Source organism: Candidatus Eisenbacteria bacterium (genome assembly GCA_035712145.1).
Lineage (GTDB): Bacteria > Eisenbacteria > RBG-16-71-46 > RBG-16-71-46 > RBG-16-71-46 > DASTBI01.
Map to the genome: position 1 here is coordinate 1 of DASTBI010000108.1, position 10,225 is coordinate 10,225.

The 10,225-nt window shown below is 67.5% G+C and carries 4 protein-coding genes and 3 tRNA genes; 5 read left to right on the top strand and 2 right to left on the bottom strand.

Annotated features, from left to right (window positions below):
• Nucleotides 1–242: 242 nt before the first annotated feature.
• The 3 genes from VFQ05_06440 to VFQ05_06450 all read left to right on the top strand — a co-directional run bounded on the left by VFQ05_06440 (nucleotide 243) and on the right by VFQ05_06450 (nucleotide 555).
• Nucleotides 243–330, top strand: a tRNA-Ser gene (locus VFQ05_06440).
• Between the two features lie 10 nt (nucleotides 331–340).
• A tRNA-Ser gene (locus tag VFQ05_06445) sits at nucleotides 341–433 on the top strand.
• Between the two features lie 45 nt (nucleotides 434–478).
• Nucleotides 479–555: transfer RNA gene (locus VFQ05_06450), tRNA-Arg, on the top strand.
• Between the two features lie 51 nt (nucleotides 556–606).
• Here the strand turns inward: VFQ05_06450 and VFQ05_06455 are convergent.
• Nucleotides 607–912, bottom strand: a complete 306-nt coding sequence (locus VFQ05_06455) for a site-specific integrase (protein ID HET9326390.1) — start codon at nucleotides 910–912, stop codon at nucleotides 607–609.
• 901 nt (nucleotides 913–1,813) lie between these two features.
• Here VFQ05_06455 and VFQ05_06460 point away from each other — a divergent pair.
• Complete coding sequence (locus VFQ05_06460) at nucleotides 1,814–6,280, top strand: S8 family serine peptidase (GenBank protein ID HET9326391.1); 4,467 nt, start codon at nucleotides 1,814–1,816, stop codon at nucleotides 6,278–6,280.
• A gap of 119 nt (nucleotides 6,281–6,399) precedes the next feature.
• A complete protein-coding gene (locus tag VFQ05_06465; protein ID HET9326392.1) occupies nucleotides 6,400–7,362 on the top strand; it encodes an ABC transporter permease in 963 nt (320 codons plus the stop codon).
• Nucleotides 7,363–7,432: 70 nt separating this feature from the next.
• Here the strand turns inward: VFQ05_06465 and VFQ05_06470 are convergent, their stop codons facing one another.
• Nucleotides 7,433–10,144, bottom strand: a complete 2,712-nt coding sequence (locus VFQ05_06470; protein ID HET9326393.1) for a S8 family serine peptidase — start codon at nucleotides 10,142–10,144, stop codon at nucleotides 7,433–7,435.
• Between the last annotated feature and the right edge of the window lie 81 nt (nucleotides 10,145–10,225).

Sequence of the window (10,225 nt, forward strand, 5' to 3'; positions counted from 1 at the left end):
ACACTGATCGCCAAGGCCTCAGCTCCCTCTCGGTTGCTGATCCTTCCCTGCAGCGCGGCTTGAATCAGGCCCAGCCGCCGGGCGTCCCGATTGCCCATGAGTACGAGGTCCATGGGGGGACATTTTCACTGACGCGTTAGCTGGTGACACTTTTACTGACGTTCGACAGGGCCTTGTGGCCGTCTTGCCCCGCTCAGCCCAACCCGCTAAATTGCCTCGCCCGGTTCACTCGGCGCTCTTGCGGAGGGATGGCCGAGTGGTTTAAGGCGGCGGTCTTGAAAACCGCTGAGCCGCAAGGCTCCGTGGGTTCGAATCCTACTCCCTCCGCCAGCAATGGTGCGGAGAGGTGGCCGAGCTGGCTGAAGGCAGCCGCCTGCTAAGCGGTTGACCGGGTAAAACCGGTCCGGAGGTTCGAATCCTCTCCTCTCCGCCACCTTCCTGGCGGCGGGAGCCGATGAGAACCCGCACCGGTCGCTGCGCGCCCTTAGCTCAATTGGATAGAGCATCTGACTACGGATCAGAAGGTTGGGGGTTCAAATCCTCCAGGGCGCGCCACTTTCGCGGTCTCTCCCCAGCGGTTGTCCCGTTTTTGGTCCCGTTTTCCTGCTAAGCATCCTGCGCCGCCCGAAATTCCTCGAGCCGCGCCGTCTCACGGTCAACCAGGTCTTCGCTGATCGTGCCGTAACGCTCCGTGGTCGAGATGTCCTCGTGCCCGAGCACTCGCTGCAAACCCGCCAGTGATCCACCCGCTTCGCGCCATTCCGTCGCATAGGTGTGCTGACAGAGGTGGGAACGGAAACGGGTGATCCCCGACAGCACCCGAGCTAGGCGGGCTGGGTTTCGGTAGGTCGTGAAGCTGAGAGGGGCCGCGATCTGGGAGAGCCGAATCAGCGCAGCAGATAAGCACCTGATCGGCTAAGACGCAGCAACCAGAAGGCTCAGCGGCTTTACGGGGTGGCGCATGTCGTGCAATGGCTGCCGCATTAAGCGAGGAAGTGCAGGATGCGAGGGGCCTTTCTAAAGATAGCGACACCTACTCTGCTTTTCGCAGTCCCTATCTTCGTCTACGAATGGATTACTTATCAGCCGGGCGCCTCCTTCCGACTCGGCACCTGGACACTCCTCACCATCATCGTGGTGCCGCTGACATGGTGGTTCGTGGCAGGTGTTCAAGGACCGATCGATCGTGGTCGGTGGGTTGGGGGCGGTGCCCTGGCTGGGGCGATCATTATCCTCGTTCCAAGCCTCAGTCACCTCATACCGGGCATGGTTGGTGTACTGAGGGGCCGCGGTTCTGACTGGGGAGACGCAATCCTAGTCGTGTCCGCACTCAGCACGTCAGTACTTACAAGCGTTCTAGCCTCGTTCGGTGCCGGTATGGGTGCACTAGCTGCTGCTCTTCTCGGCCGCAGAGCAGCAAAGGCTGGACTGGCGGATTCGAGAACAACCCCAGGGCACAATGGTTAGACGGATTGCATTCTGTGCTGCCGCGCTGATGATGCGGTCCGTGATTACCACCAGCTGCGCAGCCGCCAACCTCTGTCGAGTGCCACCGAGCTCCTTTGCAGGTGACCTGATCGACTGCCCCTTCCCGTAATCGCTGGCGAACGCGGTCAGCGCGCCACTTCAGCGGTTACCACCACCGCTTGAAGGCTCCGCGGCGGACATCGACTAACTCCTAGTCCGCAGCCTTGTTCCTCGCGGTCGAGCCTCGGCAGTCAAGCGGCGCTCAAGGCCTTGCTGTTGAGCTTTGGCGTGAACCATCGGGGGGACTCCCTCCCCAAGAGCCGACCATTCACGCGGAGTCATCGTCATGCTCGGACGCCCTCAGTTCGTAGGTGGCCAGGTTGCCGCGATCCTCGTCGTCGTTCTGCTCGGTCTCGGATCGGGTGCGGCCGGAAAGACCGCCGCCCGTCCGCCCGCGAGCGCGGCGGATGCCACGCTCGTTCGTGCTCCCATCCGGCAAGACGGGGTGGTGGGCGGAGCGTCCGCATCGGTCGCGGGCGGCCAGGCCCTGATCGCCGAAGCAGCGCGCGGGACTTTCGAGAGCCAGCCGATGCCCGGGAGTGGAGAAATCGTGCTGGGGAGCGGCCATCGGTTCGACCCGCTGTCGGAGGGCGAGCCCTCGCTGCCTTTGGCGCTCCGAACCTCCGCACTCGCGCCCGGCCACAGGGGGAACTACCTGGTGCAGCTCACAGGTCCGATCGCGGAGGAGCAACGCCGGGCGATCGAGAGTCGAGGAGCTCGCGTCATCGCCTACGTCCCGCACTACACCTTCCTGGTCCGCATGCGCGCCGAAGACCGGCACGAATTGGATGGGCTGCCGTTCGTTCGCTGGGTCGGTGAGTACCAGCCAGCCTACAAGGTCAGCGCTGGGTTCCAGGTCGAGAGCGACGACGCGCCGGCGACCGTAGTGGTGCTGCTCGCTCCCGAGGCGAGCCTCGACGACGAGCGCACCGCCGTTCAGAGCCTGGGCGGAACGGTCCTCGAGGCCACCGATTCGGGGCGGAACAAGATTCTCCGCGTGTCGGTCGGCTCGAGCGCGTTGCCCCAGATCGCCGCTCGCACCGACGTCACCTGGATCGAGCCGTGGCACGAGCGGACGTTCACCAACGCGGTCTGCCAGTGGGTGGTGCAGACCAACACGCTCAACGTGCGCCGCATCTGGGACATGGGTCTTCACGGTGAAGGCCAGGTGATCCACGAGTCCGACAGTGGAATCCGGACGTCGCACAACGCCTTTCGCGACGGTGCGGCCAGCATCACGACCTTCGGCCAGTACCCCACCCATCGCAAGGTGATCGCGTACCTCGCGGGACAGGCCGGCATCCAGTTCGGCGACAACGCGGGCGCCTCCAATCACGGCACGCACGTGGCCGGGACGATCGCCGGCGACGACTCGCCCTGGGCCGCCGACGCGCGCGACGGCCACGCGCTGAAGGCGAAGCTCTTCTTCACCGACGTCGGCAACAACTCCACCAGCGTCTTCGTCCCTTCTGACATGAACCTGGTGTTTGCTCCCGCCTACGCGGGGAACGCCGGCGGCGCCGCGCGCATTTCGTCGAACTCCTGGGGGTCGCCGGTCAATGAGTACGACGTCCAGTCCATGACCATCGACCAGTTCATGTGGGACCACCCGGACTTCCTGGTGTTCTTCGCCAACGGCAACCAGGCAGGTCCCGGCACCACCGGGTCGCCGGCGGGCAACAAGAACGGCGCGTCGGTGGGCAATACCCAGAACGGCGCCAACGCCAACCAGAAGTCGGCGACCAGCAGCGAAGGGCCGGCCGCGGACGGCCGGCTCAAGCCCACGATCATGGCTCCGGGGCAGAGCATCCAGTCCGCGGACGGTGCCGGCGACACCGGGTACAAGAGCCTCACCGGAACCAGCATGGCCACGCCGGCCGCCGCCGGCTCGGCGGCGCTGATCCGCCAGTACCTGACCGAAGGCTGGTACCCGACCGGCGCTCCGGTCGCGGCCAACGCGTTCGTGCCGAGTGGAGCGCTGCTCAAGGCGATGGCGATCACCTCGACCGACAACGACATGCTCGGCCACAACGTCCCCGACTTCACGGTCGGCTGGGGACGCATCAAGCTCGACAACGTCCTCTACTTCCCGGGCGACGCCGCGCGGACAGCGCTCATGGACGAGAAGGATGGGCTCGCGACCGGCGAGTACGCGGAGTACCTGGTTCACGTGAGCAACCCCGCCGTGCCGCTCAAGATCACGCTGTGCTGGACGGATCGTGAGGCCGCACCCGGCGCCGGGCCGAAGATCGTCAATGATCTCGATCTGACGGTGACGGACCCTTCGAACACGGTCTACCTCGGCAACGTGTTCGCGGCGGGCCAATCGGTGCCTGCCGGATCGCGCGACATTCTGAACGTCGAGGAAGGAGTCCGGCGCAACGCGCCCGCCGCCGGCGTGTGGAAGATCCGGGTGTCCGGCACCAACGTGCCATTCGCGCCTCAACCCTTCGCGCTCGCGATCTCGGGCGGAGTCGGAGCCGCCAGCGGGATCGTCCGTCTCGACCGCCGGACCTACGGACGGTCGGACGTCGTCCAGATCCGGCTCGAGGACGGCGACGCGACCGCTCCAGTGACGGTGGCCGTCACCTCGGGCACCGAGAGCGCGGCCGAGACCGTGACGCTCTCCGGCGGCGACGGCGTCTTCACCGGCTCGATCGAGACCACCGCATCCAGCGCCGCGGCCGATGGCAAGCTCTCGGTCGTCCACGGGGACGGCATTCTGGTCACGTACACCGACACGAGCCCGGCCGCCACGGTCAGCGCGTCGGCCCAGGCCCTGTTCGACGGTCCCGTGATCACGGGAGTCACCGCGATTGCCGGCGGACTCTCGCAGACCATCACCTGGACCACGGACGTGCCCGCGCGCGGCCGCGTCCATTACGGGACCACGCCCGCGCTCGGGCTGTCGTCGGCGCAGGAAGCCGGGCTCGGAACCGGGCACTCGGTCCATCTCACCGGCCTGCTGCCCGAAACGCAGTACTGGTTCGACGTCGAGGCCACCGACCACGGTGGGAACTCGACGCGGGACGACCGCGGCGGACAGCACTATCGATTCGCGACCGGAAAGAAAGGAGAGATCCTGGTCGTGGTGGGCGACGACGGCACATTCACCGCCTCCAGCTCGTATCTCGATGCCTTGCGCCAGCGCGGCTGGAGTCCCGAGCTGCTCGCGGGAGGCACGCTGACCGGCCTGCCGGTCGGCGACCGGGATAGCGGTCTGCGGTCGTACCTCGCCGTGTTGTGGCAGTCCGGGCTCGAGCAGTACCCGCCGCTCGAGGACGGCGTTCGTGCCGCGCTCACCGCCTACATGGACGGTGGTGGCCGGCTCACCGTCACCGGCAACGACATCGCGTGGGCGCTGAGCGACGTCGGATCCGGCCATGCCGACGCCGAACGCACGGCGTGGCTGGCCCAGACGCTTCACCTCCAATTCCTCGAAGACCCCGCGGGCTGGACGGTCAACCAAGGGGTGGCGGGCGATCCCATCAGCGGGAGCTACACGCTGGGGGCGGCGTACGCGCCGCACCGTCAGGGCGCATCCGGCGACGAGATCGCGATCGTGCCGGGCACGGGGACCGGGGCCTACACCTGGACCAACACCGATGCCACTCCTGGAAACATCGGGTTCCGCTGGCAGAACGGCGCGCCCAACGGCAGCGCGGCGACCGCGGTCTGGGGCGGCACTCCGAGCCGGCTGGTCTACAACGGATTCGAGTGGTCGGGCCTGGTCGATCCGGCCGTGCGAGCCGATGTGCTGGACCGGACCCTGATCTGGTTGATCGGCAACGACCATCCGGATGTCACGATCGTCGCGCCCAACGGGGGAGAAGTCATCACCACTGGAACGGTGACGGTCTACTGGACGGAGGCCGCTCACGGCGAGGCCGGCATCGCGTCGCGGTCGCTGTTCTATTCGAGCGATGGAGGCTCGTCGTGGAACCTGATCGCGAGCGGCGTCGGCGCTTCCCCCTACCTCTGGGACACGAGCGGGCTGCCCAACGGCAGCTACCGTGTGCGCGTCGAGGTCGCCGATGGTGGCGATCCTGCCCTGACCGGACGCGACGGTTCGGACTCCGACTTTGCGCTGAACCGGCCGGGAGGGGACGGCCAGGGGCCCGTCGTCGTCGCTGGCTCGATCAAGCTGAGCCCCAACCCGGTGCACAATCAGAGCGGAGCCACCATCACGGCCAGCCTCACCGACATCGGCCAGGGTGGCGCGAACGTGACGGCTGCCGAGTACTCCTGGGGCGAGCAACCGATGCCGGCGGGGTCGGCGTTCGCTCTCGGCGGCGCCTTCGGCGCTCCGACCGTGAATGTCAGCGGGGCGGTGCCGTCTCATCGCGTCCGCGCCGGGGAGCAGCGCTTCTGGGTGCGCGGCCGGGACGCCCACGGTAACTGGGGCCCTGCGACCCACCGCGTCGTGGTGGTGAACGGTGATCCGACCGTGGCCGTCGATGGCGACACGCCGCTGCTTTTCGCGCTGGCGCCCGGGACGCCCAATCCCGCTCTCGGGCGCGCCACGCTGCGATTCACGCTCCCGCGTGAGGGGCCAGCCGAGCTCGTGATCTATGGCGTTCGAGGTGAGCGGGTGCGCACGCTGTTCTCGGGTACACGGTCAGCGGGGCCAGGAGCCGCCACGTGGGATGGCCGGGATGATCGCGGCCGCCCGGTGAGCACTGGCGTCTACTTCTATCGCCTGAAGGCGGGAACACAGGAAGCCACCCGGAAGATCGCCTTCATCCGCGGGTGAGAGGGCGCGACCGCGGGGGATCCGGCGCCCCTGAGAGTGGTTGAAGGCGAGGATGAGCTGACCGAAGATCCCTGCCGCCAAGCGCTGAAGGCGGGAGTGCCGGTATCGGCGAGGTGGCCGTGCGTGCGTTTGTTCTGCGGCGAGTGCTGCACTCGGTGGTCATGCTGTGGGGCGTGATCACCATCACCTTCGCGCTCGGCCACCTGGTTCCGGGTGACATCACCAACGTGATCCACGATCCGTGGCTCACGCCCGAGAGGATCGAGGCGATGCGGCGGCGCTTCGGCCTCGATCAGCCGTGGTGGATCCAGTACGGGCTCTACCTGCGCAACGTCCTGCTGCTCGACTTCGGAGATTCCTTCATGTTCCAGCGGCCGGTGTTCGCGGTGCTGCGAGACGGGCTCTTCAACACCCTGTGGCTCCAGGCGACGGCGCTGCTGATCAGCTGGGGAGTGGCGATTCCTCTGGGTGTGTGGGCGGCGCGGCGCGCGAACACCTGGGCGGACCGGAGCGTCGCCTTCGGCGCCTCGCTGGCGCTCGCCGTCCCCGAGATGGTGTCGGGGCTGTTGCTGATCTACTTCGCGGCGCGCAGCGGGTTCTTCCCGGTGGGCGGGATGCGCTCGCCGCACTGGGACACGCTCCCAGCTGGGGGCCAGGCGCTCGACCTGGTGTGGCACGTCGCGCTGCCGGCGCTGGTGCTGGCCTTCGCCCCGCTGGCGGTCTACCTGCGCCAGACGCGAGGCAACCTGCTCGACGTGCTGCGCCGCGACTACGTCACGACCGCGCGCGCCAAGGGCCTGGACGAGCAGGCTGTGGCGTTCAAGCACGCGCTCCCCAACGCCTTGAACCCGCTCATCAGCCTGTTCGGATTCTCGCTCGCGGCGCTGATCTCCGGATCCTTCATCGTCGAGATCCTGTTCTCCTGGCCCGGCGTCGGGCGGACGACGTTCGAGGCCCTGGTGTTCCAGGACCAGTATCTGGTGATGGGCGGCGTGCTGATGGTCTCGGCCATGCTCGTGCTCGGGAACCTCGTCGCCGACCTCCTGCTGGCCGTGGTGGACCCGCGGATCGTTCACGACTGAACCGCGATGTGAGACGGCCATCCTCCGATACGGAAGATGGCCGCCTCCGGCTACCACGGGCTGAGCATCTTCAGTTCACGACCGCGACCTTCTGCTGGCTGTGGACGCCGCCCGCGCTCAGTCGGACGTAGTAGATCCCCGGTCCGACCCGCGCGCCGCGATCATTCGTCCCGTCCCAGGCCACCTGGTAGTCGCCCGCTCCCTGGCGCACCCGCGCCAGGTCGCGCACCAGGCGGCCCTGCAGATCGTGCAGTCGCAGTGACACGCTGACCGGACCGCTTCCCGCGACCTCGCGCCCCACCGTGTAGCTGAAGACCGCGCGGCTGGTGATCGGATTCGGCAGAGCCGGCCGCAGAAGCGTGCTCGAAGCGGCAGGCGAGGGGTCCACCCCGACGATTCGTTGCTCCGGGATCCAGAGAATCGCGGGGGATTGTCCGAACTCGCCGGTCGCTTGTGGCATCGGCTGATGATCGGTGACGTAGGTGGTGCCGGTCGCGCTTCCCGGCGTGTCGTTGACGAACATCGAGAACGACGTCACGCGGCCGGTCCGGTTCACGAAGCCGCCGTCCTTCACGTGAAGGAACCAGGGCCACCCGCGGCGCGGCGGCAGATAGTCGCCCGCCGGGTCCCCGGCATTGAAGCCCACCGACCAGAAGTGCTCGATGGTTCCGACCGTGGACGTGCCGGTATTGGCGGGCGTGGGGAAGAGGACTCGCATGCTGTCCTGCTGGATCTCACCGGGTCCCAACACTTCGACGTCGGCGCTCCCCAGCGCACCCGGGTTGTAGTCGAAGTCCGCGCCGACGCGGACCGTGAGATCGTTGTCGACCGCATTGTGGACGATGCTGTAGTACGCGGTGGCGACTCGCGCGAGCTGACCGTACTCCACGGGCACGGGCGGCTCGACGTGCGACCCGCTGCCGTCCACCCACTCGACCTGGTACCAGTAGCGCGTCCCAATCGTGAGCGTGGGATCGGAGTCCGCGAACACGTAAGGCGTCCGGTTCGAGACTCCCTGGATGCTGGAAGCTCCAACGGGCGCGATGGGAGCCCCGTTGATCCTCGTGAAGCTCCCAGGCGACCCGGCGTTGTCGGGCGCGCGATAGACGTTGAACTCCTGGACGGCGAATTCCCGCTGCGTGATCCAGGTGAAGTCGATCCGGCCGTCCTGCGGGCGGGCTGTCCCCTGGATCCTGACCACCTGCACGCCGCTGGTGCTGTTCAGGGCTTCCTTGACCGCCGCGTACACGTCCACCAGCCCCCAGCCGCAGCTCGGATCGAAGTTGGCGTCGAGACCGTAGGGATCCTGGCCCCGATCCCCGGAAGGCTTGGCCGTGGGGAGGTTGTGCTCCGCGGTGTTCTGCAGGATCGTCCGCACCTGGAGCGGCGAGAGAGAAGGATTCGCCTGCAGGACCAGCGCGACGCAGCCTGAGACGTGCGGCGCGGCCATGCTGGTTCCCGAAAGCTGTGAGTAGGCGGTGCCGTCGGTCGTAGGGTCGCCCGATGCCGAGATGATCCCGGCGCCCGGAGCGACCACGTTGGGCTTCATCTCGTCGAAGTGGTCCGCGTCGCCATCGTCGTCGCGCGGCCCCTCGTTGGAGAACGTCGTCACCTGATCGTCGCCGCGATTCAGCGTGCGGGCGTGCGAGGACGCTCCGACGGCGATCGAGTGGTCCGCCGCCGCCGGCGAAGCGATGCACTCCGTGGCGTCGTCGTTGCCGGTGGCGATCACCACGACCAACCCCTGCTGGACCGCCGTGTTGACCAGCGTGGATCCGGCGCCGGTGCTGGTCCCGCTCCCCGTCGCGCACTCCGTCGAGCCGAGCGACATGCTGACCACGTCGATTCCCCGCCAGATGCTGGTGGGATCGAGACCGGCCCACACCGTGTTCTTGTTCGCGATGCACCAGTCCAGGCCACGATTGCTGCCGCCGACGGTCGCGCCCGCATCCGAGAGCACCTTGCAGTCCACCAGTCGTGCGCCGGGCGCGACCCCGGCGAAGATGGCGCCCGGCCCGCCCGTCCCCAGCGCCGAGCCGGCGACGTGGGTGCCGTGATAGCTGGACGCCTCGCCGCCGTGATCCTGTGGATTCATGCTGGAGTTCGCCGGCGTCGAGCACGCCGGCTGGCCGCACCAGAACTCGCCGCCGCCGAGGAACTTGCCGCGAAGGCTTTCGTGCCCGGGATAGCCCGGGTTGACCTGATCCACGTCGTCGTTCACCCCGGTGTCGAGGATCGCGATCACGATTCCCGTGCCGTCGAACCCCAGGTTGCCGACGCTGGGGAACAATGCGTAGTTGTCGGCCGCCGACAGTCCGCGCGAATCACGGGCGCGCACCACGCGCGCGCCGTAGTGGTTGGTCGCGTACTCGACCGGGACCGCTTCCACTCGCTGCACGCCGGGCAATGCCGCGATCAGCAGGATCTGCGCATAGGTGGCGCGGGACTCGATGTAGTCGATGGAAAGGAACGGCCACGCCATCGTGACGCCTGTGCCGAGCAGCACGGCCTGGTCGGCGGCCGTGGGATGGTGGTCGTACATGACGTAGATGGCGAACACCACGTTGGCGGCGTTCTCGACGCCGATCCTCATGCGCCGACTCGGATCGTCGTTCACGAACGCCGCGTTCCAGCCCTCCCTGTGAACCCTGTCGATCCTGTCGTCGATCTCGTTCCCGTCGAGGTCCTCCCAGGCCAACGCGCTGGTCGCCAGCGGCCCGGCGATCAACGCCGCAAGCAGCACGACCACCAGGTAGGGCAGGCGAGCCCCTCGACGGCTCACCGAACGGTTCTCCGAGTGCATCACGACCTCCCTTCATGCGGTCGATGGACCTCGACCGACGTGAACGGAGCGTGGCCGGCG

What these genes read in the sequence shown, in the direction of transcription:
- VFQ05_06460 (HET9326391.1), top strand. Translation starts at nt 1,814, where the DNA reads ATGCTCGGACGCCCTCAGTTCGTAGGTGGCCAGGTTGCCGCGATCCTC.